The organism is Bradyrhizobium denitrificans (assembly GCF_013179005.1).
Lineage (GTDB): Bacteria > Pseudomonadota > Alphaproteobacteria > Rhizobiales > Xanthobacteraceae > Bradyrhizobium > Bradyrhizobium denitrificans.
Map to the genome: position 1 here is coordinate 1 of NZ_JABFDP010000085.1, position 792 is coordinate 792.

The following is a 792-nucleotide window of genomic DNA, read 5'->3' on the forward strand; positions in this document are numbered from 1 at the left end:
TGCAACTCGCCTGCCGCTTCCGCCGCGCCACATAGGTCGTGATCGCTCAAGGCAAAGCCCGCCGCCGCAGCAATCCGCTGCACCGGCATACCATCATCACCTTGCACGAACACCGTTCGCAGCGCCTCGTGCCGCGCCACGATCCGGTCCAGCGCCCGCACCAGAGCCCCGCGCTCCAGCCGCCCGATCAGCCGCAATCCGACCGCGATGTGATACGCCGTGCTCGTTCCCTCGAAACGAGACAAAAACCACAGCCGCTGCTGCGCAAACGATAATGCCAGCGCCCCCTCACGTCCCGCTGGCGTGATTGAGGGTAACCGGCTTCGATCGCCCTTAGCTTTCAAGCCGCCAGACCGCGCCAACTCAATCAATTCGAGTCGCTCGGCAACGCTCAGCTGTTCCAGGGTATTTGCGCTCTGATTCATCTCAGTGCTCGGTCATTCCGAAGAGCCACGGCCTAATTTTTTAAGCGCCAAAAGTTCCGCAACGTCGAATTGACTCAACTGACTATTTAGAATCAGCTCTGCTAACTGATGGAGCCTCTCATTCGAAAATACCGCAGCCAGCCTTATGCGAAGATCGAATTGTCGATCTATCCGCTCCACCAAGGCCACCGCCAGCAGCGAATGACCGCCGAGCGCGAAGAAATTGTCGTGGCGCCCGACGCGCGCCACGCCCAACAGCTCCTCCCATATACGAGCCAACTCTTCTTCGATCTTGCCCTGTGGCGGCTCGTAGGCCTGCACAGCAAACGCATCGCCCTCCGGCGCCGGCAGCGCCTTGCGGTCCAGC

The 792-nt window shown here is 60.6% G+C and carries 2 protein-coding genes; both read right to left on the reverse strand.

The features are described from left to right. Positions 1-425: condensation domain-containing protein (locus HL671_RS38875; RefSeq protein ID WP_172244244.1), on the reverse strand; the 425-nt coding region annotated here is incomplete at its 3' end. Positions 426-437: 12 nt separating this feature from the next. After that, on the reverse strand, positions 438-792 hold a 355-nt coding region (locus tag HL671_RS37845), incomplete at its 5' end, for a phosphopantetheine-binding protein (protein WP_172244247.1).